Here is a 25,937-nt window from a genome sequence, read left to right as displayed (position 1 = left end):
TTAGAAATGGAATGTCATTATCGGGGGATCAGAAAGAATGAATCAAAAACTACTGCAAATAAAGGATACAATTTTGTCATTTTGGAGGCAAAGGACAAAATGGCAAAAAGCCCTCATCATCGGAGGTGCATCGCTCATCATCATTGCCATTATCGTTTCGTCAATAGTTTTGTCAAAATCGAAAATGATACCGCTATATACGAATTTATCATTGGAAGAAGCTGGCCGAATTAAAGAAACCCTCGATAACAAAGGGATTCAATCGGAAATAGCCGATAACGGAACAACTATTAAAGTGCCGGAAAGCGAAGCAAATGCACTGAAAGTTGAGCTTGCTGCTGAAGGCATTCCTGAAAGCGGAAATATCGATTATTCGTATTTTGGACAAAATATCGGTTTTGGCATGACAGATAATGAATTTGATGTATTAAAATTAAAAGCTACACAAACAGAACTGGCCAATTTAATTAAAGAAATCAAAGGCGTAAAAAACGCTAAAGTGATGGTCAATTTACCTAAAGAAACGGTATTCGTCGGCGAGGACGCAGGAGAAGCATCAGCTTCCATTGTTTTAAATTTGGAGCCGGGTTACAAGCTTGATCAATCGCAAGTGAACGCACTCTATCACCTTGTTTCCAAGAGCGTGCCGAATTTACCTGTTGAAAACATAGTAATAATGGACCAAAATTTTGATTATTATGATTTGAAACAAGAGGATACACCTGGCACTAATTTTGCTTCCCAGCTTGAAATCAAATCGGAAATTGAAAAAAATATTCAACGGCAAGTGCAAAGAATGCTGGGTACGATGATGGGCCAAGACAAAGTGGTTGTCAACGTATCAGCTGATATTGATTTTACCCAGGAAAAGCGGGAAGAAAACTTAGTCGAGCCAGTTGATGAGGAGAACAATGAAGGAATTGCCATCAGTGCAGAACGGATTACGGAAACATACACAGGTACTGGGGCGCAAGCTGCCGGCGTTGCTGGAACAGGTCAAACAGATGTCCCGAATACATATCAACAGGCTGCCGGTGCAAACGGAGAAGGAGAATATGAAAAAATTGAAGACCGAATTAATTATGAGGTAAACCGGATCAAACGGGAGATTGTTGAAAGTCCATATAAAATTAGAGATCTGGGCATTCAAGTCATGGTGGAGCCCCCGAATCCGGAAAATCCAAATTCGTTGCCGCAGCAGAGTGTAGATGATATTGAACAAATTTTATCAACAATTGTTCGGACAAGCATCAATGAAGATCCGGAGGCCGAGCCGTTAACGGATCAAGACATTGAGGATAAAATCGTAGTTTCTGTTCAGCCGTTTTCAGGCAAAATAAATGCGGATGATTTAAAGGAGCCATCATCATTCCCAATTTGGGGCTATGTGTTAATTGGAGCAGCTATTCTGCTTCTTGGGTTGTTATTCCTATGGTGGTGGAAACGACGGAGAGACGAAGAAGATGAGTATGAAGATGATGAATTTGACGAAATAGAAGAAGTGGTGCCGCAGCCTGTGCAAGAAGAAAAATCTGTCGAGCAAACGAAAGCAAATGAGCAGCGTAGGAAGCTTGAGGAGCTTGCCAAAGAGAAGCCTGACGAATTCGCTAAACTATTGCGCACTTGGCTCTATGAAGACTAGGGGGAAATGACATATGAAAAAGTTAAACGGTAGGCAAAAGGCTGCTATTTTATTGATCTCCTTAGGTCCGGAAGCTTCTGCTTCCGTTTATAAACACCTCACGGAAGAAGAAATTGAAAAGCTTACATTAGAAATATCGAGTGTACGGAAAGTGGATTCGCAAAAAAAAGAAGAAGTGATCGAAGAGTTTCATCAAATCGCCCTTGCGCAAGATTATATTGCCCAAGGGGGGATCCAATATGCGAAAGAGGTGCTTGAGAAAGCATTAGGAGGGGAAAAGGCAAGTGAAATAATCAGAAGGCTGACATCTTCTCTTCAAGTACGGCCGTTTGATTTTGTTAGAAAAGCAGATCCGGCTCAAATTTTAAACTTTATACAAAACGAGCATCCGCAAACGATCGCTTTAGTTTTGTCCTATCTAGATGCCAAGCAGTCGGGACAAATTTTATCGAGCTTACCTCAGGAAGTTCAAGCGGATATTGCAAGAAGAATCGCCATTATGGACCGCACATCCCCTGAAGTAATTAATGAAGTTGAACAAGTTTTAGAAAAGAAACTTTCTTCTACTGTAACGGAAGATTTCACAGAAACGGGTGGAATCGAAACAGTAGTGGAAGTGTTAAACGGTGTCGACCGCTCGACAGAACGAACGATACTGGAAGCACTAGAAGTGCAGGACCCCGAACTGGCCGAAGAAATCAAAAAGCGGATGTTTGTATTTGAAGATATTGTTACCTTGGATAACCGCGCCATTCAGCGCGTCATTCGCGAAGTGGATAATAATGATCTCATGCTGGCGTTAAAGGTTGCGTCGGATGAAGTGAAAGAAATTGTCTTTAAAAATATGTCAACTAGAATGGCGGAAACATTCAAGGAGGAAATGAATTACATGGGTCCTGTTCGGCTTCGTGATGTAGAAGAAGCGCAATCAAGAATTGTTGAAGTGATAAGAAGATTAGAGGATGCTGGCGAAATTGTGATCGCTCGAGGACAAGGAGATGAAATCATTGTCTAGAGTCATAAAATCCGGCCATGCTTGGTCATTGCACAAGCCGCACAAATTGACGATCAGAACGATCCAAATTCAGGATGAGTTCGCCCCTTCCGATCAAGAAGAGAACACACAGCGCTCACAGTTCCTTGAGGCAGCCCATTTGGAAGCAGAGAAAATTTTAGAAAAAGCTGAAGAAGAAAAAACGCGATTGCTTAAGGAGATCGAAAAAGAAAGGGAAGCTTGGCAAAAAGAAAAAGCGCGCCTAATAGAAGAAGCAAGAAAAGAAGGGTATCAAGCCGGTTTTGAAAAAGGGAAAAAAGATGGGCTTCAAGAGTATGAAAATGTGATTGAATCTGCCAGACAGGTAGTCCAGCTTTCCAAAAAAGATTATGAGAAAAAAATAGAAGCTTCCGAGGAAACCATTATTGAAATTGCTGTAAAAGTAGCGGAAAAAATTATTGCAGCCAACCTAAAGCGAGAGCCTGAACTGTTTACTGGATTGGTTCACGAAGTGATTTGTGAAGTAAAGGAATATCCAGAAGTCAAAATATACGTTCACCCTGACAAATATGAATTTATGCTTGAACAAAAAGAAGAATTAATGGAACTATTTACAACCAAAACGGAGCTCTATATTTTTCCGGATGTAAATTTGCCCGAAAACGGAATTTGTGTAGAATCGCCATTTGGAAAAATTGATGCGAGCATTGATACACAGCTGGAGCAATTAAAAAGCAAGCTGTTAAATCTTGTCAGGGAGGATTGAAGCGATTGAAACTAGCTCAATTGATCGACCATATAGATCGGCTGGACTCTTATAAGAGATATGGAAAAGTGAAAAAAGTAGTCGGACTCATGATTGAATCACGCGGACCTGAATGCTCCATCGGTGATGTTTGCTATGTACATGTAGGGAAAAATGAAAAAACGCTGGCAGAAGTTGTCGGATTCAAAGAAGAAAATATTCTATTAATGCCGTTTACAAAGGTCAACCAAATTGCACCTGGCTGTGTCGTAGAAGCAACAGGCTCGCCCCTGAAAATAAAATCGGGAATCAGCCTGATCGGAAAGGTATTAGATGCATTTGGTCATCCAATGGACGGATCCAATCTTCCAAAAGGTTTAACGACTATTCTGTCTGAAAATGAGCCGCCGAACCCGTTAACCCGGCCGCCGATCACTAAAAAAATTGAAGTGGGTGTGAAAGCAATTGACGGTTTTTTAACGATTGGGAAAGGTCAGCGGGTAGGTATTTTTGCAGGAAGCGGCGTTGGAAAAAGTACTTTGCTCGGAATGATCGCAAGAAGCTCAGGAGCAGATATAAATGTGATTGCCTTAATAGGTGAAAGGGGAAGAGAAGTTCGAGAATTTATTGAGAGAGATTTAGGGGAAGAAGGGCTAAAGCGGACGATTATTGTGGCGGCAACCTCCGATCAGCCGGCTTTAATGAGAATTAAAGCTGCCTATTCTGCAACGGCGATTGCAGAATATTTTCGAGATAAAGGATATAATGTCATGTTTATGATGGATTCAGTCACGAGAGTAGCGATTGCGCAAAGGGAAATTGGACTGGCTGTTGGGGAACCGCCGACGACAAAAGGATACACCCCTTCAGTGTTCGCCATGCTTCCTCGACTTTTAGAAAGAACAGGAAATAATGAAAAGGGTTCGATCACAGCCATTTATACTGTCTTAGTTGATGGCGATGATATGAACGAACCGATAGCGGATACTGTGAGAGGAATTTTGGACGGGCACATTGTGCTCGATCGTGAGTTGGCGAATAGAGGACATTTTCCTGCAATTAATATTTTAAAAAGCGTCAGCCGCCTTATGAACCATATTGTCGAACCGGCGCATCTGGAAGCTGCGAACAAACTAAAAGCATTGTACTCTACATATACCGAGTCAGAAGATTTAATTAAGATCGGCGCATATAAAAGAGGCTCTTCAAAAGAAATGGATCAAGCAATGGATTATTATCCGAAAATAAACGGATTTCTTCAGCAGCATATGAATGAAAAAATAACATTTGAGGAAAGTGTACAGCAATTAATTTCGCTACTTGAAGAAGGTGACAAGACATGACATATCATTTCCGCTACCAAAAAATATTGGATGTAAAGGAAAATGAGAAACGAAAATCATCAAAAGAATATGAAGATTCCGTTGAAAATTTTAAAAAAGTTGCAACAAAGCTGTATACATTTTTAAAGCAAAAAGAGGAGTTCGTAAAGCTTCAGGAAGAAAAATTGAACAAAGGGATGTCCGTTCAAGAAATTAAGCAGTATCAACAGTTTGTTCAAAATTTGGAAAAAACAATTGAGCATTACCAGCAGCTTGTCATTTATTCTCGTAATGCGATGAATGAAAAACAGTCGATTTTGATGCAAAAACATATAGAAGTAAAGCAATATGAAAAAATAAAAGAAAAAGATTACAAGAAATTTATGGAGATAAGGAAACGAGAAGAAGGAAAAATGATGGATGAAATATCAATCATTACATATTCGTTTCATAGAAATTAGGTGGAAATGATGGCGAAAAAAGAAAAGAAACGAGGCGGTTTAAAAACTTTTTTGACCATATTTTTATCACTTTTAAGTCTTGGGCTTGTCGCCGTAATCGTCATGTTTTTTCTCGGCATTCTGCCGGTCCAAAATATTCCGATTATTTCGGACTTAGCGCAAGGAGGTCAGAAGCAAGAAAATCTTGAAAGGCTGAACGAGCAGCTGGAAAAAGAGCAAGAAGAGCTCAAGCAAAAGATTGAAGAGCAGGAAAGCACAATCAATCAGTTGCAAGAACAGCTGAAAAGCAAGGATGAAGAAATACAAGAGCTGACACAACAAATCAACTCATTGGAAAACGCAGCTCAAACCAATCCGCAAAAAAATCAACAACAAGCCGTTGATATTGCGAAAGTATATGGAGAAATGTCAAGTAAAAAAGCAGCTGCCATCATTACAGAGCTTTCTGATGATGAAGCAATCAGCATACTATCATCTTTAAAAAAAGCCGTGCTTGCTAGAATTTTAGAAAAAATGACTCCCCAAGACGCTGCCAAATATACGAAGCTGTTATCCGAGCAAGCAGCAGCTCAATCTGAACAACCAGCAGCCGAATCTGTACCATCAGCAACTGAAGAGGCAGCTGCTCAATAAATAACTTACATGAACATTCTGATCATATTACAGGAGGTGAACAAATGGATGCCATTAAATTGCAGTTTTTCCAATTGAACACGCGAAACATACCATCAACAAACGGAGAAGAAAAAAAGGAAGAGTCAACTTTTCAAACGTTTTTTGATCAGCTTGTGAACATGAAGCCAGCCGATCAGGTGAAAGGAAATGAACCGCAAAAATTTGAAATCGAAACAACTATCTTAGAAGAGTTGAAAAATGCGATCAAAAATTGGCTCTCTCTTGACATTTTGCACGATCAGGAAACAGACGCTCAAGACAAACAGGAGAGAAAAGACAGCAGTTTATCTTCTGTCAGCCAACCTTCCTCTGAAAAGTTGGAATTGACATTTGCGAGCAATATGGAACTGAATGTTGATCATACGGAGGAAAGTCCGGAAAAAACTGTACTTTTTCAGCAAATCACTGCTATTTCAGCTTATTTACAACGAAATGAGCCGAACGAGTTTATTCGAATGCTCGAAGTTTTTGAAACCATTACTAGAAAGTATGGCGATCTAGGCAGCACGATGCTTCAAAATATTTTAACAGCTGTTCGGATTGGACAATATGAGAATCATAGTGCTACCATAGCTGACATATTGCCTAATGATCTAGAAACATCAGAGCCGCTTCATTTTATACAACAAATGGACACGAATAAGAAACCATTTGTGCAGCGTGAGGAAATATTGGCAAGAACGCATCCTCTAATGGAGTTTGTTCAACAAGAGAGCCGTGCTGAACAAAAAAGTGTTGGAAATTTCCTAACGAGCCAAACGAAGGATACGTTTGAGTTGACTCTTACATCATACATAAACAAATTCGGCTCAGAAAATCCGGCTTCGCAAATTGATTCTGAACTGAGTATAGACGTCCAAGAGGAATTTTTTCAAAAGTTAAAAGACGTAATAAAAACAAGTCGATTTGGCCAGCTTCCCAATGGCGCACAAAAATTGACGATACGGCTCACTCCGGAGCATTTAGGGACCATTACCATTCAATTAATAAAAGATGGCGACCAAATGAGCGCCAAAATTAAGACATCGACTCAATCAGCGAAAGAATTGTTAGAGCATAGTATTCAGCAGTTAAAGCATTCGCTGCCGAATGTAACATTGCAAATTGACCGCTTTGATATTTTTGACGAAGAGCATTATTTCTTTCAAGAAAAAAGAGGACGTGGCAATTCGCAGCAACATAACGGGGAAGATCAAGAAAAGCATCAAAATGAACAGCAGAACGACCAAACTTTTATGGAAAAATTAAAAGAGTATGTAAATGCCATTATATAGGAGGTTCTTATGAGCGGAATTTCCATCGACAGCTATTTGTTATCGACCTATACAGAAAACAAAGCAAGGGAAGCTAAGTCAACTCTTGGAAAAGATGATTTTTTGAAGTTATTGATTACCCAATTGCAATATCAGGATCCGCTAAATCCAATGGAAGATAAAGAGTTTATTGCTCAAATGGCGAATTTCTCAACATTGGAACAAATAACAAACATGAATAAATCGCTTGAAGCCTTTTTAAAATCGGATGCACTCATCAAATATTCGCAGCTCATCGGCAAATCGGTAGAATACTCAAAAGAAGGTGAGCAAAAGCAGAGCATTGTCAAAAGCGTGCGGATGAATGGAGATACAGTCATCATTGCGCTTGCCAACGGCGATGAAGTGGAAAGCTCAAGTATTACGAAAGTATCCGAAGCTGGAGAAAACGATTCATCTGATCAGGAAGGATAATAATATTAACATTTTAAAGAAAGGGAGAGGTTCATATGTTGCGTTCCATGTATTCAGGTATTAGCGGAATGAAAAATTTCCAATTAAAATTGGATGTCATTGGCAACAATATCGCGAATGTCAACACGTACGGCTTCAAAAAAGGACGTGTCACTTTTAAAGAATTAGTCAACCAGCAAATTTCAGGCGCAAGCGCCGCTGTAAATGGACGAGGAGGTATAAATCCTGCACAGGTAGGATTGGGTGCGGCAATCGGAACAATCGACACTGTTCATACATCTGGACCAACTCAATCGACTGGAAGAGTTTTAGATGTGGCCATATCTGGAGACGGATTCTTTCCTGTTGGGACGATCACCGATTTATCAAGAGTGAATATTGATTATGCCGGTCAATACGGGGACAACAAAATTCTTGGATCCATCAATAATGCCGTAAACCTTGCCTATACCCGCGCTGGGAACTTTTACTTGGATGCCAATGGCTATATTGTGACAGGTGAAGGGTATTATTTGATCGGCGAAACAGGCGAAAAAACCCCGCCGACACAGGCTGGGATTGATAAAGCAAACGCTGCGCTGCAGCAAATTACATCTTTTAATACTCCTTATAAAAATATGTATGAATCTTTGAACGATATCGGCAAAAAAGCCAATGCGCTGATGGAAGCCTATGAGGCTTACAACGAATCAGTCGAGTTATGGGAGAAAAATGGGAAAGAAAATCCATCTTCTTGGTATACAGCGATGCAAAATGCTTATAATGCACTCGGGGAAGTATGGGATGAGTTCAATAATTCGGTGACGAATGCGTCCGGATTTAACAATATCAGCGATCAATTTGATACAGCGATCAATCTATTAAATGACTCGATAGATGTGTTCAATGATACACCACCTTATACTGATATTTTAACTACCATTACAAATGCAATTGGACAGCTTGAAGTTGGAAATGATTATCCAAACGATCCGCAAGCTGACGTTGAATTGGAATCAAGCGTTGATACAGCTACTCTAGATCAAATGTCAAAATTGATCGGAACGATTGAAAGCTACAAAGTTTCACTAAACAATATCGAACAAGCTGTTATCAAATATGAAAATCTTGCCGAAAGTTTAAAAGAGGCGCAATGGACGGATTCGTTGAGCGGAGAAGCCGGTCTCATCCAAATTCCGCTTTCCGCTAAAAGCTTTAGCATCGGGTCTGATGGAAAGGTTACGTTTATTGATCGAAACGGTCAGTTAAAAGTCGCTGGACAAATCCGGCTTGCGAACTTTCCAAACCCAGAAGGATTAGAAAAAATTGGGAGCAATCTTTTTAGAGAAACACCTAACTCTGGTTTCATCGACCAAAATGGCAATGGGCTGCAGCTTAACGAACTTTCCGTTCCAGGAGAGGATGGAGCAGGCTCATTGATTAATAGTTCACTAGAAATGTCCAATGTGGACTTGGCGGAAGAATTTACGGAAATGATTGTGGCACAAAGAGGTTTTCAATCAAATACGAAAATCATCACAACTTCTGACGAAATTTTGCAGGAGCTCCTTGGCTTAAAACGTTAATAGGAAGAACGGGGGAGCTTGAAACGTGATTAAATTAACAAAACTGAATGGCGAAGCTTTTTATCTGAATGTGTTGTTAATCGAACGGATTGAATCGTTTCCTGATACGACTATTACGTTAATATCCGGCAAAAAATATATAGTAAAAGATTCACAGACGGAAGTAGTAACAAAAATCAATGAGCTATATAAACAATTTGGTTTTGGGAAAGCTTTCTATTTCGGGGGACAAGAAAATGAGTAAAAAATTTATAACTGCATTATTAATCATTATTTCAACCGTTGGAATTGCTGCACTGACTACGTTTGTCGTCATGGAATTTTTTACGAAGGATCCGGTAGAAGCGAAAAACCGTTCCATCGACGAGGTGGTGGAATCGTCATTTGATGTTCCTGAAATTACGACAAACTTAAAGAGTAAAAATATTGTAAGACTTTCTTTCAAAATTGAAGCATCTGACAAAAAAGCGAGAGAAGAATTAGAAAAGAGAGAATTTCAAATAAAAGATATTATTATAACCGAACTGGCAAATATGGAAGCAAAAGATTTGGAAGGGCAAGCTGGAATGGACCGCTTTAAAGATACGATTAAAAAGAAGGTCGATGCGCTTTTACAAGAAGGAGAAGTGAAACAAGTGTACACGACTTCCTTTATCCTTCAATAGACAAATAAGGGATAAGGAGGTGATGTTCTCATTATGTCAAATGAAATTTTATCGCAAAGTGAAATTGATGCGCTATTATCTGCATTAACGACCGGTGAAATGAATGTTGATGAATTAAAGAAAGAAGAAGAAGCAAAGAAAATAAAAGTTTACGATTTTAAACGTGCTCTTCGTTTTTCAAAAGATCAAATTCGCAGCATTACTAGAGTGCATGAAAATTTCGCAAGGCTTTTAACGACGTATTTTGCTGCGCAATTGCGGACATATGTCCAAATAACCGTCACGTCTGTAGACCAGCTGCCCTATGAAGAGTTTGTCCGTTCCATTCCGAAAATGACAGTTTTAAATGTTTTTGAACTTGGGACACTTGATGGAAGAATTATTATGGAAGTGAACCCAAATATTGCGTACGCAATGATGGATCGGTTAATGGGCGGTTTCGGGGCTTCCATGAATAAGATTGAACAATTAACAGAAATTGAAATGAAAATTATTGCATCCATTTTCGAAAAAACTTTGGAGCATTACCGTGAAGCTTGGAGTACCATTTTGGACATTGAGCCTTGCATGCAGGAATTTGAGGTAAATCCGCAATTTTTGCAAATGGTATCTCCAAATGACACAGTTGTTGTTATTTCCCTTAATACACAAGTGGGAGAAGCGAGCGGAATGATAAACCTTTGTATTCCCCATGTTGTGTTGGAACCAATTATTCCAAAGCTTTCCGTCCATTATTGGATGCAATCGGAAAGGAAAGCCCAAAACTCAGTGGAAACGGAAGTAATCAAAAACCGGATAAAGCTTGCAGAAGTTCCGGTGGTTGCGGAATTAGGGACATCCGTTGTGACAGTTCAAGAGTTTCTTGAAATGCGAGTGGGGGATATGATCCGTCTTGATCAATCGACCAGCGACCCGTTGGTGATTAAAGTAGGTGACGTCCCTAAATTTTTTGGACAGCCTGGCAAAAAGAACAAGAAGCTGGCCGTTCAAATATTAGGCCACATAGAGAGAGGTGACGAAGCTGATGACTGATAACATGTTGTCACAAGAGGAGATCGATTCTCTATTAAAAGGGGGAAATCAAGAATCAACTGAAACTGACAATCTATTGAATGAAATTGAAAAAGATACGATTGGGGAGATAGGAAATATTTCTTTTGGCAGTTCTGCTACAGCTTTATCATCCTTGCTTAATCAAAAAGTAGAAATCACTACTCCGAGCGTGTCGATTATTAATAAGCAAGAACTGGCAAAGGAGTTTCCACATCCATACGTAGCAATAGAAGTAGTTTTTACAGAAGGGCTGTCCGGCAGCAATTTGCTTGTAATTAAACAAAGCGATGCTGCTGTCATTGCTGATTTAATGATTGGCGGGGATGGTTCCAACCCGGACGAATTGGGGGAAATTCAATTAAGTGCTGTCCAGGAAGCGATGAATCAAATGATGGGATCTGCTTCCACATCAATGTCAACCGTTTTAAATAAAAAAATAGATATTTCACCGCCTCGCCTCGAATTATTGAATGTTAAAGAAGGGGAAGGAACCGATGCTATTCCTGATGACGAACTGCTTGTGAAGGTATCCTTCCGATTAACTGTCGGCAATTTAATTGATTCGAATATTATGCAGCTCTTACCCCTTGATTTTGCTAAACAGCTCGTTGTTGAATTAATGAATAAAGCGGGCAAAGAGGCATCAAATAACGTGCAAACAGAACCTGAAGAAGTGCGAGAAAATCAACAGCTGCATATAGAAAAAAGCGAGAAGGAAAAAGCTCAGCCTGTGGAAGTTAAACCTGTTGAATTTGCGACATTTGATGAACAAACGAATCAATCTGTAGACACGCACAATTTGGAGCTGCTGCTCGACATTCCTTTAAATGTAACGGTTGAGCTTGGAAGAACAAAAAGATCCATCAAACAAATTTTGGAATTGTCTAAAGGATCCATTATCGAGCTTGATAAGCTGGCCGGGGAGCCAGTCGACATATTCATAAACAGCAAAAAGGTAGCAAAAGGTGAAGTAGTTGTCATCGACGAAAATTTCGGTGTTCGCGTAACGGATATCATGAGTCAAGCAGATCGGATCATGAATCTAAAATAGTTGATAGGAGTGAGGAGTAAAATGTCAAAAAGGATTTTAGTCGTTGATGATGCAGCATTTATGAGAATGATGATCAAAGATATATTGACAAAAAATGGATATGAAGTAGTAGGAGAGGCTGCAGATGGTGCGCAGGCAGTCGAAAAATTTAAAGAATTGCAGCCTGATTTAGTCACGATGGATATTACAATGCCTGAAATGGATGGCATCACTGCTTTAAAGGAAATCCGCAAAATCAATCCAAATGCAAAAGTTGTCATGTGTTCAGCGATGGGACAGCAGGCAATGGTAATCGATGCTATTCAAGCTGGTGCCAAAGATTTTATTGTGAAACCTTTTCAGGCCGATCGTGTACTGGAAGCTATTCAAAAGACATTGGGATAAGGAGCATTTGCATTGAAACGATGTATTACATATTTGTGCTGTTTATCGCTGTTGTTTTTTTATGTTCCAACAAACGCCGATTTCGTGCATGCAACAGCGAAAAATCCCACCGTTGAGGAATATTTAAAACAGCAGACATCCGATCAACAGGATGAAAAAAAAGAAGAGAAAGCGACGAACGAATTGGTTGAAGATGGTGGCAACAGCACCTCCTTATCAGTTTTCGATGTTTTGAAAATGATTTTTACACTTATTTTTGTTTTAGGTCTCTTAATCTTTTTATTAAAATTTTTAAACAAAAAAATAAAGCTTCCGCAAGAAACTAAATACTTACAAAATCTCGGCGGCATTTCCTTAGGACAAAACAAGTCCATCCAGCTGGTGAAAGTGGGGAATCGCATTCTAATCGTTGGCGTCGGGGATACGATTGAACTATTACAAGAAATTAATGATGAAGAGGAATATAAGAAAATTATCGACATGCAGAAAGAGCCCGGCAACAATGCTTTTGAACAAAATATGATGCGCTTCATTCTAAATAATCATAAACAAAAGGGTAGCGAGAAGACTTCCTTCAAAAAAGAGCTGGAATCACTATTAAAAGAAAGACGTGAACAGATGCAGCGTCTTCGGCAGAAAGGATCAAAAAAATGAGTGAGTTTTTTAGCTATTTTAATCAAAATGATCCGGAAAATGTTGCGACGACTGTGAAGCTTTTGCTTCTGCTCACCGTTTTGTCAATTGCACCAGGGATATTGATTTTAATGACTTGCTTTACGCGCATCGTCATCGTGTTATCGTTTGTGCGAACTTCGCTTGCTACCCAGCAAATGCCGCCCAACCAAGTGCTCATCGGCCTTGCACTTTTTTTAACCTTTTTTATAATGGGACCGACTTTTCAAGAAATACATGAAAAAGCTTTGAATCCTTTGTTCAACAATGAAATAACCATTGAGGAAGCGTATGAACAGGCGGAAAAGCCGATAAAGGAATTTATGAGCAAACATACGAGACAAAAAGATTTAGCTTTGTTTTTAAATTACGCCAATATTGAAAATCCTGAGACGATTGACGATATTCCGCTCGTGGCTTTAGTGCCTGCATTTGCCATCAGCGAATTAAAAACAGCGTTTCAAATAGGTTTTATGATCTTTATTCCTTTTTTAATCATTGACATGGTTGTATCAAGTGTCCTCATGTCAATGGGAATGATGATGCTTCCTCCTGTCATGATATCATTGCCTTTTAAAATATTGCTGTTTGTGCTCGTGGACGGCTGGTACTTAGTTGTCAAATCATTGCTGCAAAGTTTTTAAAATAAGTAGGTGAGCCAATGAGTACCGAAATGATCCTTTCCATAGCAGAAAAAGCGGTTTATACAACTTTAATGATCAGTGGGCCACTTCTTTTAATATCGCTTGTTGTCGGCTTAATTGTCAGCATCTTTCAAGCAACGACACAAATACAGGAACAGACATTGGCGTTCATACCAAAAATTGTGGCTGTTTTGGTCGGATTGATTATTTTTGGCCCATGGATGCTATCTGTCATTTTGTCGTATACACATAATATTTTCAGCAATCTCAATCAATTTGTTGGATGAGTTGAATGATGATGCTGGAGTATTATCCGCTTTTTTTGCTTGTGTTTACAAGAATAACAGCTTTTATTGCAACGCTTCCATTATTTTCATATCGGAATATTCCGATGCGGTTTAAAATTGGCATGTCTTTTTTCCTTTCCCTTATCATCGTCATGACGATCGATGAGGGAAAGGTTGACTTAGATGCGAATTTCTACCCGCTGATAATAAAAGAAGTTTTAATCGGACTATTCATTGGTCTGATCGCATATATCATCATGTCAGCTGTCCACATTGCAGGAAGCTTAATCGATTTTCAAATGGGGTTTATCATCGCGAATATTATTGATCCACAGACAGGAGTTCAAACGCCGTTAATTGGACAATTTCTTTATTCTTTTGCCCTATTGCTCATGCTGAGCCTAAACGGGCACCATATGCTGATTAACGGGATTGTATACAGTTTTCAAGTAATCCCTCCGGATCAATATTTTATTCCGATTTCTGATGGAGCTGTTGCCGAACAAGTTTTGAAGGCGTTCAGCAAAATGTTTCTCGTAGCATTTCAAATGGCGCTTCCGATAGTCGCTTCGCTCTTTTTAGTTGACCTTGCTCTAGGGATTGTTGCCCGGACAGTTCCGCAAATGAATGTATTTGTCATTGGGTTTGCCATTAAAATTGGCGTCAGCTTTCTGATGATGGTGCTCGTTTTAGGCATTATATTTATGCTGATTCAGGGGCTTTTCCAATACATGTTCGATGTGATGAGAACCTTAATGAATTTATTAGGTGATGGCGCATGAATTATTTACCGTTAGATTTGCAATATTTTGCCGGAGAAAAAACGGAAAAAGCGACTCCGAGAAAGCGGCAGGATGTCAGGAAAAAAGGGCAGGTTGCCAAGAGTCCCGATTTGAACACAGCCATCACCATGTTTTTAGTTTTTCTGTCATTGCTGTTTTTCGGGAAAACGGTGATTGATAATATTTTAAACATGTTCCATTCTACTTTTGAAGATTATTTGTTGACGGATATCACAGAAGAAAATGTGCATTCAATCTTTAATAAATATGTATTGGAAGGCGCTCAAATTACCGCTCCATTCATGATAGCAGCCTTCGTTGCTGGGGTTTTCAGTAATTATATTCAAGTTGGATTTCTTTTTACAACTGAACCGTTGAAAATGAAATTAAATAAACTGAATCCGATTGAAGGATTTAAACGCATATATTCCATTCGGGCAATTGTCGAGCTTTTGAAATCGATCTTAAAAGTTTTCTTTATCGGCGGGGTAACCTTTGCGTATATTTATTTCAATTGGCAGGAGATTTTGCGGCTTCCGCAAATGCCGCTTGAACGAGCTTTTGCTTCAATTTCAAAGCTGGCGGTGCAGATAGGACTATATGCTTCAGGTGCGCTTTTGTTCATCGCATTGCTAGATTACTTGTATCAAAGATGGGATTTCGAAAAAAACATTCGCATGTCTAAGCAGGAAGTAAAAGATGAGTACAAAAAAATGGAAGGCGACCCGTTAATTAGATCGAGAATTAAACAGAAACAAAGGGAAATGGCGATGAGAAGAATGATGCAGGAAATTCCGAAAGCTGATGTCGTCATTACGAACCCTACTCATTATGCAGTTGCCTTAAAGTATGATGAAAAGGAACACGATGCACCTGTCGTAGTTGCAAAAGGTACAGATTTTGTCGCGCAAAAGATCAAGCAAATTGCCAAAGCCCATGAAATCATAACAGTCGAAAACAGGCAGCTCGCTCGTTCCTTGTATGACCAAGTGGAAATTGGCGAGATGATTCCTGAACAATTTTTTAAGGCTGTGGCTGAAATTTTAGCTTATGTTTATCGTCAAAAACAAAAAGTGTAACAATTTTGCTAGGAGGAAGTATCATGTCAGCAAGAGATTTATCGGTTATAGTAGTTGCCATTTTAATTGTTACCATGCTTATCATCCCGCTGCCTTCATGGCTGCTGAGCATATTGATTATCATTAATATATCTCTTGCCTTGCTCGTCCTCCTTACATCCATGAACATTGAAAAGCCTTTACAATTTTCAATCTTTCCTTCTCTTTTGCTTTTGTTAACGTTATATCGACTCGGCTTAAACGTTTCCACAACGCGTTCGATTTTAGCTAATGGAGAAGCGGGAACAGTCGTGGAAACGTTTGGAACTTTTGTTGTCGGTGGAAATATCCTTGTTGGTTTTGTCGTATTTATCATTTTAGTTATTATTCAATTTGTTGTCATTACAAAAGGATCTGAACGGGTAGCAGAAGTGGCAGCCCGCTTTACGCTTGATGCCATGCCCGGTAAGCAGATGAGTATTGATGCAGACTTGAATGCGGGAATCATCTCGGAAGACGAGGCAAAAAAACGGAGAGAAACGATTGCAAGAGAAGCAGATTTTTATGGCGCAATGGACGGAGCAAGCAAATTTGTAAAAGGAGATGCGATTGCTGGTGTCATAATTGTGCTGATCAATATTATTTTCGGAATTATCATCGGCATGATCCAGCAAGGGCTTTCTTTTCAAGAAGCTGTTTCAAAATTCACGCTTCTTACAGTTGGAGATGGATTAGTCAGCCAAATTCCAGCTTTATTAATCTCAACGGCAACAGGGATTGTTGTCACGAGAGCTGCTTCTGACGGGAATTTAGGACAAGACATTACGAACCAGCTTTTAGCATTTCCAAAGCTGCTGTATGTTACCGCAGGAATCATCTTTATTTTAGGTATTGTTACTCCGATTGGTCCGATCGTAACAACTCCGATTGCTCTCATGTTTGCTTTCTTAGCATTTGCGATGAATCGTACGAAGAAACAAATTGAAAAAGACGAAGAGATTGTTGAAGAAGAAGTGGAAATGAACGAAGCGAAAAGTCCGGAGCAAGTGATGAATCTTTTATCGATGGATCCAATTGAATTTGAATTCGGATATGGTTTAATTCCTCTTGCTGATAGCGGACAAGGGGGAGACCTGTTGGATCGGATCGTAATGATCAGAAGGCAGCTTGCCGTAGAATTGGGTCTTGTCATTCCTGTCGTCCGAATACGGGATAATATCCAATTAAAGCCGAATGAATACAGATTAAAAATTAAAGGAAACGAAGCGGCGAAAGGTGAAATTATGCTCGATCATTATTTGGCGATGGCGCCAGGAATGGATAATGATTCGATTGAAGGGATTGACACAATTGAGCCTTCGTTTGGACTTCCTGCAAAATGGATCAGTGAACATTTAAAAGAACAAGCTGAATTGGCAGGATATACGGTCGTCGATCCTCCTAGCGTTGTTTCTACTCACATTACGGAAACGATCCGGAGGCATGCTCATGAATTGCTTGGACGACACGAAACAAAACAGCTTGTCGATCATTTAAAAGAAACATACCCGATATTAGTGGAAGAAGTTACGCCGAATCCACTTTCTATAGGAGATATTCAAAAAGTTTTGGCGAAACTGCTTAAAGAAAAAATTTCTATTCGAAATTTGCCGGTTATTTTTGAAACATTAGCTGACTATGCCAAATTTACAACAGATCCGGAAATTTTAGCTGAATATGTAAGACAGTCGCTGGCAAAACAAATTACAAGCCAGTATGCAAAAGAAGGGGAGACATTGAAAGTCATTACTCTCTCCGCTCAAGTAGAAAAAGCCATTGCCGATGGCGTGCAGCAAACGGAACGAGGAACCTTTTTGTCATTGGAGCCGCATGTATCACAAAGGATTGTCGAAGCCATTGCAAAAAATGTGGAACAGCTGGCAATGGAAGAGCAAACGCCAATCTTGCTCTGCTCGCCTTCTGTTAGAATGTATGCACGGCAGCTGATCGAGCGATATTTGCCTGATGTACCCGTATTGTCATACAACGAACTTGAATCAAACATTGAAGTACAAAGTGTCGGAGTGGTGAATATTTAATGAAGATTAAAAAATTCAAAGCCCATACTATGCAAGAGGCGATGAAGACGATTCGCAGCCAACTCGGTCAAAATGCTGTCATCCTCAATTCGAAAGTCGTCTATACTGGTGGATTTCTAGGAATGTTTAAGAAAAAAATGATTGAAGTGGTGGCGGGCATTGACGAAGAAGATGAAAAGATCAGCGGGTCCCAAAAAGAAAAAATAGAACATCAAACGGGCCAACAATTAGAGATGTCTCCTGTACTGAATGAAATAAAAAAACTGAAGGATCTCGTTCAATCCATGTCCGTAAACAGTACTGTTATTCATCCTGACCTAAAAGAGATCGAACAAAAAATTGATTCGTTAGGTTTGCTGCAGCCGATTAAACAGGATGTGATCGCATCTATACTGGAAACGTATTTGATCCATCAAAAAAAGCTGACAAACGAACAGCTGGAATTTCAATTGAAGAAAGAGTTAAAAAAGAGGATTTCGGACATTCCTTTTCACGGCATTACTTTTTCAAAAAAATTTGTGAATGTTGTAGGACCAACCGGTGTTGGAAAAACGACGACATTGGCAAAGCTTGCCGCAATCTGCAAAATAAATTACAAGAAAAAAATCGGATTTCTTACGACGGACACTTATCGAATTGCTGCGATCGATCAATTAAAAACATATGCCGAAATTTTAAATGCCCCGCTTGAAGTTTGTTATAACTCATTTGATTTTCTGGAAGGGAAAAAGAAGCTGAATGACTGCGACATCGTTTTTATTGACACGGCGGGCCGGAACTTCCTTGAACAGCAATATGTGCAAGATTTAAGCGAAACCATTGACTTTCAGGATGAAATGGAAACATTTTTAGTATTTTCTCTAACTTCAAAATTTGAAGATATGGAAAAAGTTTATAACCAATTTTCTCATTTGCCGATTCATCAATTTATTTTTACTAAACATGACGAAACCTCCTCTTATGGAGCTATGTATAACATCGTCTACAAAACAAAGATTGGTGCCGGATATATGACTGACGGTCAAGATGTTCCAGACGACATTCATAAGCTGGATCATGAAACTTTTATTCAATATTTAATGGGGTAGCAGGATATGGATCAAGCAGAACAACTCAGAAAGATTGTTCAACAAAACAAATATGCGGTGATAAAAGACTCTCCGCCTAACCGTCATGCAAAAACAGTGGCTGTGATTAGCGGAAAAGGGGGAGTCGGCAAATCGAATTTCGTTTTAAATTTCGCTTTAAACTTGATCAAAAAACGAAACGACCGTGTGCTGCTGGTAGATTGCGATATTGGGATGGCAAACATCGATCTTTTGCTTGGACAGCAGTATCAAGAAAGATCAATTGTCGATTTGCTGAAAAACCGCATTGGAATTGAACAAATTATCAAAAAAGGTCCTTTAAATTTGCAGTATTTGTCAGGAGGAATGAGCCTTTCCAATATTGTCACAATCGATGAAGCAGAGTTTCAATTTTTTCTTTACGAGCTTGAAAGAATAATAGAGAAATACGACACCATCTTATTTGATATGGGGGCAGGAATTTCGAAAGACAGCTTGAAATTTTTGCTTGCAGTGGACGAAATTATCGTCATTACGACGCCTGAACCGACATCGATTATGGACGCCTACAGTGCGATAAAGCTCATTCACCAGTTCGATCAAGAAAAGGTGATGAAAGTAGTTGTCAATCGATGCAAGAAAAACATTGAAGCGAAAGAAACATGGGAAAAAATTAGAACCACTGCAGAGCGTTTTTTACATAAAACAATTGATTTGCTCGGCAGTTTGCCGGAGGATGATCATGTGCAGAAATCAGTCATGGAACAAATTCCGTTTATTTTGCGTTTTCCGAATGCTCCTATATCGAAAGCACTAGAAAATATAACAGAGATGTACTTAAATGGTAAAATAAAAAGAAAAGGATTTATTCATTCTCTTAGATCTTTGTTTTCAAGTAGGTGATGTTTTTGAGTCGTGTAAAGGTTTTGGTTATTGATGATTCGGCATTTATGAGAAAGTTGATTTCCGATTTGCTTTTAGAGAGTCCTTCCATTGATGTGATTGGCACAGCTAAAAATGGAAAAGAAGGAATTGAAAAGATCGCAGAGCTTGATCCTGATGTTGTGACGTTAGATATTGAAATGCCGGTTTTAAACGGGCTTGATACTTTGCAGATTATCATGGACAAGTTTCCAAGGCCAGTCATTATGCTTTCAAGTTCGACGAAAGAAGGAGCCGAAAACACGATAAAATCTTTAGCTTTCGGGGCGTTTGATTTTATCCCGAAACCTTCCGGCTCTATATCTCTTGACATATTTAAAGTGAAAGAAGAATTAATTGCAAAAGTTCTAGCAGCAAAACGGGCAAAAGAAAAAGTTCAGATGTTAAAAAAAGAGATCGACACATTTCCTCGAAAGGAGATGATGAAAGAAAAGAGCCATCGACAGCGAAAAAAATCTTTAATTGCCATTGGAACTTCTACCGGAGGACCGAGCACCCTTCAAAAAATCGTTCCATGCTTCCCGAAAAACCTGAATTCGCCGATTTTCATCGTACAGCATATGCCGCCAGGATTTACAAAATCGTTGGCTGAACGATTAAATGAAATGTCAAACATTGAAGTAAAGGAAGGCGAGCATCAAGAAATCGTCAGAAATGGGGTAGCATACATAGCGCCTGGAGGCAGCCATATGAAAGTAATGGAAAAACAAGGGAATTTATTCATTGAACTGGATCAATCGGAAAAAAAGAGAGGGCACAGACCTTCTGTCGATGTACTGTTTGAATCTTTATCGAATTTAAAATATTATCACACGATTGCTTGTATTTTAACGGGAATGGGTTCTGACGGGACAAAAGGATTGAAAGCATTAAAAGAAAGGACAGATGCGACAGGGATCGCACAGTCCGAAAAAACCTCCATTATATTTGGGATGCCAAAATCCGCCATCCAAGCGAATGTGGTTGATTACGTGGAAGATTTAATGGAAATTCCGTATTTAATTCAAAAGCTGATCTAAATCCAAGGGGTGTGCTGCCATGGAAATGAATCAATATTTGGACATTTTTATTGAAGAAAGTAAAGAACATTTGCAGTCGTGCAACGAAAAGCTTTTGGAGCTTGAACAAAATCCGGATGATTTAGGAATTGTGAACGAAATTTTTCGCTCCGCCCATACATTAAAAGGAATGGGCGCAACGATGGGGTTTGAAGATTTAGCCGATTTAACCCATAAAATAGAAAATGTGTTTGACGCCATTCGCAATCAAAAATTAGAAGTAACGCCTGAAATTATGGATGTCCTTTTTGAAGCATTGGAGAATTTGGAGGAAATTGTTTTATCGATTGCGGATGGAGGAGACGGCAAAAAAGATGTTTCGGCCATTGTGAAAAAACTGCAAGCGATTGAAAGCGGAGAACCAATTGAAGATGAGACAGCTGAAAATGAAACATCAAGAGAACAAGTGCAGGATGTGAAAAAACTGAAACTTGATGAATATGACAGGACGGTCATTCTTCAATCAATTGAACAAGGATTTCAAGTATACGAAATCAACATTCGGCTTCGAGAAGACTGCATCTTAAAAGCAGCGAGAGCATTTATGGTTTTTGAATTGCTTGAGAAGCACGGGGAAGTGGTCAAATCATCGCCTTCTGTTGATTTACTCGAAGAAGAAAAGTTTGACAACAATTTTTCGGTTGCCTACATTACGAAGGAAGATAAGGACTTTGTCCGGAACAGCCTGTTGAAAATTTCAGAGGTTGAAGAAGTACTAGTTGAAAAAGTGAATGTAGAAAAGCCAAGTACTGAAAGAGTACAGCAGTCTGTTTCAAGCATACAATCTAATGCCAGCCAACAAACTGCTGCTAGCAAACAAACTACTGTTTCCAGCAAGCAAAGCCGTCAGCAGAAGGACAGCTCGAAAGACACTAGCCAAAAACAGAAGAAAAACCAGCAAAAGACGATCCGCGTCAACATTGAGCGCCTCGATATTTTAATGAACTTGTTTGAAGAATTAGTCATCGACAAAGGGCGTTTAGAGCAAATATCAAAAGAATTAAATCACTCGGAGCTGAAAGAAACGGTTGAGAAAATGTCCAGAGTTTCAGCTGATTTGCAAAACATTATTTTAAATATGCGCATGATCCCAATCGAAACCGTTTTTAACCGCTTCCCGAGAATGGTGAGAAATCTCGCCCGCGATTTAAATAAAAAAATCAATTTAGTTGTCACTGGAGCTGAAACCGAATTGGATCGGACCGTCATTGATGAAATTGGCGATCCGCTAGTGCATCTAATCCGAAATGCGATCGACCATGGGATTGAAACGCCTGAAACCCGCCTGAAATATGGCAAAAAAGAAGAAGGAACACTGCGGCTCAGCGCATATCACAGCGGAAATCATGTCTTTATCGAAATCGAAGACGACGGTGCAGGAATCAATCAGAAAAAGGTATTGCAAAAAGCTATTGAGCGGGGAATCGTTACAAAAGAGGCAAGCGAAACATTAACGGAAAAACAAATTCATGAACTCATTTTCGCATCAGGCTTTTCAACGGCTGAAAAAATTTCAGATGTCTCTGGGCGGGGTGTAGGGCTTGATGTAGTGAAAAATACAATCGAATCGCTCGGAGGAAGCATCACCATCGAGTCGGAAGAAGGAAAAGGATCTTTATTCTCGATCCAGCTCCCGCTGACATTAACGATTATTTCCGCCATGCTCATTGAAGTTGGAAATGAAAAATACGGTATTCCGATTTCGTCTATCATTGAATCCCTTGTTATTAAAAAAGAAGATATTTTACAGACACATCAAAACAAGGTGATTGATTATCGCGGAAAAATTGTACCTCTAGTGTTTTTAAAAGAAATTTTTGAAGTGGACGCCGAGGATGACCAAGATTATGTTTCAATCGTCGTTGTCAAAAAAGGAGATAAAATGGCTGGTCTAGTTGTCGATTCCTTCATCGGTCAGCAAGAGATTGTTTTGAAATCGTTAGGACAATATTTGACAAATGTATTCGCCATCTCAGGTGCCACAATTTTAGGAGACGGTCAAGTTGCATTGATCGTTGATTGTAATGCATTAATCCAGTAATGCTTGATGGAAGGGGAAGATGAGAATGGCAAATAGTGTATTTAATGAACAGAAGGTCATAGTTTTTCAGCTGCAAGACAAAGAATACGGGGTTTTTGTACAAAATGTGAAATCGATTGAAAAAGTTGACCATATCACCCGCGTTCCGAAAACAGCTGACTATATAAAAGGAGTCATCAATTTGCGCGGTGTAGTCACTCCGATCATAGATTTAAGAAAAAGATTGAATATGCCGGAAAAAGAAATAACGGATCAGACGAGAGTGATTATAGCTGTTCAAAATGAAATGGAAGTTGGATTGATTGTTGATTCTGCCAATGATGTCGTCGATATATCTGAAGACAGTATTGAACCTGCTCCAAGCGTCATCGAACAAGTAGAAACCGAGTTTATAAAAGGAATTACAAAATTGGATAAACGGCTGATTATGCTCCTTGACCTTGAAAAAGTGCTGAGCAAAGAAAATCAGAGGGTAGTACAGCATGAGCAAGTTGTTTGATTTATCAAACAAAAGGATCGATATATTAAAGGAAATTGCCAATATCGGAGCGGGAAATGCCGCAACGAGTCTGTCCCAGCTTCTTAATAAAAAAATTGAAATGAAAGTTCCGAACGTTTATGTCGCCTCTTTTAACGATGTGATGGATTTAGCAGGCGGTGCGGAAACAGAGGTTACGGCTGTATACATCCGCATTCAAGAGGATATAACTGGATCGATGTTTTTCATTTTGCCGATCCCGCAGGCTAAAAAATATGCAAAAGCATTAATGAATGATTATGTTCTTCAGGATGCTTCAACTATGAAAGAAATGGAATGCTCTGTTTTGCAGGAGCTCGGCAACATCCTGATTGGATCCTATTTATCTGTTTTATCGAACATGACCAATTTGATGGTTAATCCGTCCGTTCCTGCCATCCAATGTGATATGTTCGGCGCGATTATCAGTCATGCTCTGATCGAGCTTTCGCTTGAAAGTGATGAAGCACTTGTCATCGATGCTGTTATAAAAGAAGAAGGGCATCAAGATTCCGAATTAATAAGAGGGCATATTTTCTTTCTGCCCGACTCACAGTCATATAAAAAAATTTTTGACATATTAGAGGTTTAGTGAAATGGGGCATTTTGAAAATGTTGTAAAAGTCGGTATTTCGGAAATGAATGTTGTGAAAGCTCCGTGGAAAATTCGAACAACTGGATTAGGATCTTGCGTCGGACTCGTCATCTATGATGATGTAAATAAATTGGCAGGACTTGCTCATATAATGCTGCCTGATTCTTCGCTTTCAAACAAGGAGCCTTTAAATTGTGCAAAATATGCGGATACGGCTGTAACAGAATTAATTCGTCTTTTAAAAAACTATGGAGGAAACATCATGTTTTTTAAAGCGAAAATAGCTGGAGGAGCTGAAATGTTTCCGCATCGGCCATCTTCCAAAATCATGCGCATAGGTCCGAGAAATGTTGAAGCGGTCAAACAGCATTTGTTGAGCAGTAATATCCCTATCGTTAGCGAAGATGTTGGCGGTAAAAATGGAAGAACCATTGAATTTGATACGAATTCATTCATTTTGACGATTCGCACCGTCAATCTTGGAGTGAAGCAAATATAGCCGGAGATTGACATTTTAGAAGGAGGAAAAAGGCAATGGTCCAATCGATGACACTGAATGATGAAAGGGTGTACTGGGACAAGTGGTTTCGTCACCGTGATCAAGATGCGGGCAACATGCTCGTCAAAAAATATATGCCGCTTGTCCGCTATCATGTCAGTCGTATTTCAGTGGGTCTTCCAAAAAATGTCGATAAAGATGATTTAATAAGTTTTGGATTGATGGGATTATATGATGCACTGGAAAAATTTGACCCTACACGAGATTTAAAATTCGATACGTATGCATCCTTCCGCATACGCGGAGCCATTCTTGACGGGCTAAGGAAAGAAGATTGGCTTCCAAGAAGTTTTCGGGAAAAAGCAAAAAAAGTGGAAGCAACCATTGAGCGGTTGGAGCAAAAATATCATCGCAATGTGACGCCTAATGAAGTTGCAGAAGAATTGGGTATGACACCCGAAGAAGTCGTTCATGTCGTCAATGAAAACTTTTTTGCCAATGTCTTGTCAATTGATGAACAATTGCATGACCAAGAAGAAGGGGAACAGATGAACATTGTCCTTAAGGATGATAAAACATTAACTCCGGAAGAGCATCTGTTAAAAGAGGAATTATTTGAGCATTTAACAAAATTGATCTCACAATTAAACGATAAGGAGCAGCTCGTATTAAGCTTGTTTTATAAAGAAGAGCTGACATTAACAGAGATAGGAAACGTGCTGAATTTGTCCACTTCGAGAATTTCGCAAATTCATTCGAAAGCATTATATAAATTAAAAGGAACGCTCGTTAAGCTTTTATCTTAAAAAGAATACAATTAAATGAGGTTGAAACATGGCGGTATTTCTTTTACTGAGCTTTGTTTTGCACATCGTTTCGTTTTACTTTATCATTCTCCTTTATACACGCTATCAAAATGTAAAAAAAATAGAAGAAAAGCAGGAACAATTATTAAAAGAAGCAGAAGATTCGCTCGCGATGTTTTTATTGGAATTAAAAGAAGAAAACAAACAATTTCTTGAACAGCTCGAGCAAAACAGCGCCAAGCCCCGTTCTTTTGATCTCGAAAAATTAGTTACGCAGCTGGAAGACAAGGTGGAAGTGAGCACAATCCAGAAAGACATGAGCGCGGATGTAGAGCCTATCGACAAGGATGCAGAGCTTATAGAAGAGCCTAAAGATAAAAGAAAAAATTTGCATAAACAAGTATTCCAATTATTAGAGAAAGGATATACTATAGACGAAATCGCACAAACATTACATGTCGGCAAAACAGAAATTGAACTCGTCATGAAATTTCAACAAAACGATTGAATTCTTTCTTGATTGCCAAACTTCCATATGTTATATTTGTTTTTGGTGCTAATACACACGTCTGTTGATTTAAGCATCGGTGCTGTTTTGTGCAGTCAT

Annotated in this window: 29 protein-coding genes; all 29 read left to right on the top strand. The window is 39.2% G+C overall.

All coding sequences use genetic code 11. The features are described from left to right. Positions 1-37 precede the first annotated feature (37 nt). The 29 genes from fliF to NSQ44_RS10640 are packed head-to-tail and all read left to right on the top strand — an operon-like array spanning position 38 to position 25,838. Positions 38-1,642, top strand: a complete 1,605-nt coding sequence (fliF, locus tag NSQ44_RS10780) for a flagellar basal-body MS-ring/collar protein FliF (protein WP_340857046.1) — start codon at positions 38-40, stop codon at positions 1,640-1,642. A 13-nt stretch (positions 1,643-1,655) separates the two neighbouring features. Continuing rightward, positions 1,656-2,657: a flagellar motor switch protein FliG gene (fliG, locus tag NSQ44_RS10775; RefSeq protein WP_063386662.1), complete on the top strand. Its 1,002-nt coding sequence runs from the start codon at positions 1,656-1,658 to the stop codon at positions 2,655-2,657. Continuing rightward, positions 2,650-3,402 (top strand): flagellar assembly protein FliH, encoded by a 753-nt coding sequence (gene fliH, locus NSQ44_RS10770; protein WP_340857045.1) that lies wholly within the window; start codon positions 2,650-2,652, stop codon positions 3,400-3,402. The genes fliG and fliH overlap by 8 nt, the downstream gene beginning before the upstream one ends. Positions 3,403-3,407: 5 nt before the next feature. Continuing rightward, positions 3,408-4,724 (top strand): flagellar protein export ATPase FliI, encoded by a 1,317-nt coding sequence (fliI, locus tag NSQ44_RS10765; RefSeq protein WP_063386664.1) that lies wholly within the window; start codon positions 3,408-3,410, stop codon positions 4,722-4,724. After that, positions 4,721-5,164 carry a flagellar export protein FliJ gene (gene fliJ / locus NSQ44_RS10760; protein ID WP_340857043.1) on the top strand — a complete coding sequence of 148 codons (444 nt, stop codon included), beginning with the start codon at positions 4,721-4,723 and terminating at the stop codon, positions 5,162-5,164. Before fliI ends, fliJ begins: the two co-directional genes overlap by 4 nt. Positions 5,165-5,173: 9 nt before the next feature. Next, positions 5,174-5,797, top strand: coding sequence for a MotE family protein (locus tag NSQ44_RS10755; RefSeq protein WP_340857042.1), 624 nt, complete (start codon positions 5,174-5,176; stop codon positions 5,795-5,797). Between the two features lie 44 nt (positions 5,798-5,841). Then, positions 5,842-7,113 (top strand): flagellar hook-length control protein FliK, encoded by a 1,272-nt coding sequence (locus NSQ44_RS10750; RefSeq protein WP_340857041.1) that lies wholly within the window; start codon positions 5,842-5,844, stop codon positions 7,111-7,113. A gap of 9 nt (positions 7,114-7,122) precedes the next feature. Beyond that, positions 7,123-7,566 (top strand): flagellar hook assembly protein FlgD, encoded by a 444-nt coding sequence (gene flgD, locus NSQ44_RS10745; protein WP_063386668.1) that lies wholly within the window; start codon positions 7,123-7,125, stop codon positions 7,564-7,566. A 35-nt stretch (positions 7,567-7,601) separates the two neighbouring features. Continuing rightward, entirely contained in the window at positions 7,602-9,131 is a 1,530-nt protein-coding gene (locus tag NSQ44_RS10740; protein ID WP_340857040.1) for a flagellar hook-basal body complex protein, read from the top strand. A 25-nt stretch (positions 9,132-9,156) separates the two neighbouring features. Beyond that, positions 9,157-9,375, top strand: a complete 219-nt coding sequence (locus NSQ44_RS10735; protein ID WP_063386670.1) for a flagellar FlbD family protein — start codon at positions 9,157-9,159, stop codon at positions 9,373-9,375. Continuing rightward, entirely contained in the window at positions 9,368-9,796 is a 429-nt protein-coding gene (gene fliL, locus NSQ44_RS10730; protein WP_063386671.1) for a flagellar basal body-associated protein FliL, read from the top strand. The genes NSQ44_RS10735 and fliL overlap by 8 nt, the downstream gene beginning before the upstream one ends. Before the next feature lie 33 nt (positions 9,797-9,829). Continuing rightward, positions 9,830-10,828 (top strand): flagellar motor switch protein FliM, encoded by a 999-nt coding sequence (fliM, locus tag NSQ44_RS10725; RefSeq protein WP_063386672.1) that lies wholly within the window; start codon positions 9,830-9,832, stop codon positions 10,826-10,828. Beyond that, positions 10,821-11,900 carry a flagellar motor switch phosphatase FliY gene (gene fliY / locus NSQ44_RS10720; RefSeq protein ID WP_340857038.1) on the top strand — a complete coding sequence of 360 codons (1,080 nt, stop codon included), beginning with the start codon at positions 10,821-10,823 and terminating at the stop codon, positions 11,898-11,900. Before fliM ends, fliY begins: the two co-directional genes overlap by 8 nt. A 21-nt stretch (positions 11,901-11,921) precedes the next feature. Then, the gene (locus tag NSQ44_RS10715) at positions 11,922-12,284 is read left to right on the top strand and encodes a response regulator (RefSeq protein ID WP_063386674.1); all 363 of its coding nucleotides are present in this window, start codon (positions 11,922-11,924) and stop codon (positions 12,282-12,284) included. A gap of 12 nt (positions 12,285-12,296) precedes the next feature. Further along, a complete protein-coding gene (locus NSQ44_RS10710; protein WP_340857037.1) occupies positions 12,297-12,938 on the top strand; it encodes a flagellar biosynthetic protein FliO in 642 nt (213 codons plus the stop codon). Further along, entirely contained in the window at positions 12,935-13,600 is a 666-nt protein-coding gene (gene fliP, locus NSQ44_RS10705; protein ID WP_063386676.1) for a flagellar type III secretion system pore protein FliP, read from the top strand. Before NSQ44_RS10710 ends, fliP begins: the two co-directional genes overlap by 4 nt. A gap of 17 nt (positions 13,601-13,617) precedes the next feature. Continuing rightward, positions 13,618-13,887 (top strand): flagellar biosynthesis protein FliQ, encoded by a 270-nt coding sequence (fliQ, locus tag NSQ44_RS10700; protein WP_063386677.1) that lies wholly within the window; start codon positions 13,618-13,620, stop codon positions 13,885-13,887. A 5-nt stretch (positions 13,888-13,892) separates the two neighbouring features. Beyond that, positions 13,893-14,669, top strand: a complete 777-nt coding sequence (gene fliR / locus NSQ44_RS10695) for a flagellar biosynthetic protein FliR (protein ID WP_066246491.1) — start codon at positions 13,893-13,895, stop codon at positions 14,667-14,669. Next, entirely contained in the window at positions 14,666-15,748 is a 1,083-nt protein-coding gene (gene flhB, locus NSQ44_RS10690; RefSeq protein WP_063386679.1) for a flagellar biosynthesis protein FlhB, read from the top strand. Before fliR ends, flhB begins: the two co-directional genes overlap by 4 nt. 23 nt (positions 15,749-15,771) lie before the next feature. After that, positions 15,772-17,805, top strand: coding sequence for a flagellar biosynthesis protein FlhA (flhA, locus tag NSQ44_RS10685; protein WP_340857035.1), 2,034 nt, complete (start codon positions 15,772-15,774; stop codon positions 17,803-17,805). Further along, positions 17,805-18,893, top strand: a complete 1,089-nt coding sequence (gene flhF, locus NSQ44_RS10680) for a flagellar biosynthesis protein FlhF (protein WP_340857034.1) — start codon at positions 17,805-17,807, stop codon at positions 18,891-18,893. The genes flhA and flhF overlap by 1 nt, the downstream gene beginning before the upstream one ends. A gap of 6 nt (positions 18,894-18,899) precedes the next feature. Further along, complete coding sequence (locus NSQ44_RS10675; RefSeq protein ID WP_340857033.1) at positions 18,900-19,775, top strand: MinD/ParA family protein; 876 nt, start codon at positions 18,900-18,902, stop codon at positions 19,773-19,775. Between the two features lie 5 nt (positions 19,776-19,780). Next, positions 19,781-20,833 carry a protein-glutamate methylesterase/protein-glutamine glutaminase gene (locus NSQ44_RS10670; protein WP_340857032.1) on the top strand — a complete coding sequence of 351 codons (1,053 nt, stop codon included), beginning with the start codon at positions 19,781-19,783 and terminating at the stop codon, positions 20,831-20,833. A 19-nt stretch (positions 20,834-20,852) separates the two neighbouring features. Continuing rightward, a complete protein-coding gene (locus NSQ44_RS10665) occupies positions 20,853-22,913 on the top strand; it encodes a chemotaxis protein CheA (protein ID WP_340857031.1) in 2,061 nt (686 codons plus the stop codon). Between the two features lie 25 nt (positions 22,914-22,938). Further along, positions 22,939-23,412, top strand: coding sequence for a chemotaxis protein CheW (locus NSQ44_RS10660; protein ID WP_094246032.1), 474 nt, complete (start codon positions 22,939-22,941; stop codon positions 23,410-23,412). After that, the gene (locus NSQ44_RS10655) at positions 23,396-24,022 is read left to right on the top strand and encodes a chemotaxis protein CheC (RefSeq protein WP_066246481.1); all 627 of its coding nucleotides are present in this window, start codon (positions 23,396-23,398) and stop codon (positions 24,020-24,022) included. The genes NSQ44_RS10660 and NSQ44_RS10655 overlap by 17 nt, the downstream gene beginning before the upstream one ends. Positions 24,023-24,026: 4 nt before the next feature. After that, entirely contained in the window at positions 24,027-24,524 is a 498-nt protein-coding gene (locus NSQ44_RS10650) for a chemotaxis protein CheD (protein ID WP_063386687.1), read from the top strand. 35 nt (positions 24,525-24,559) lie between these two features. Then, complete coding sequence (locus NSQ44_RS10645; protein WP_340857030.1) at positions 24,560-25,330, top strand: FliA/WhiG family RNA polymerase sigma factor; 771 nt, start codon at positions 24,560-24,562, stop codon at positions 25,328-25,330. A gap of 28 nt (positions 25,331-25,358) precedes the next feature. After that, positions 25,359-25,838: a DUF6115 domain-containing protein gene (locus tag NSQ44_RS10640; protein ID WP_094246031.1), complete on the top strand. Its 480-nt coding sequence runs from the start codon at positions 25,359-25,361 to the stop codon at positions 25,836-25,838. Positions 25,839-25,937 lie beyond the last annotated feature (99 nt).

The organism is Aeribacillus sp. FSL M8-0254, assembly GCF_038008845.1.
In the GTDB taxonomy this organism is placed as follows: Bacteria; Bacillota; Bacilli; order Bacillales; family Aeribacillaceae; genus Aeribacillus; species Aeribacillus composti.
This window is presented reverse-complemented; position numbering and strand designations above follow the sequence as displayed.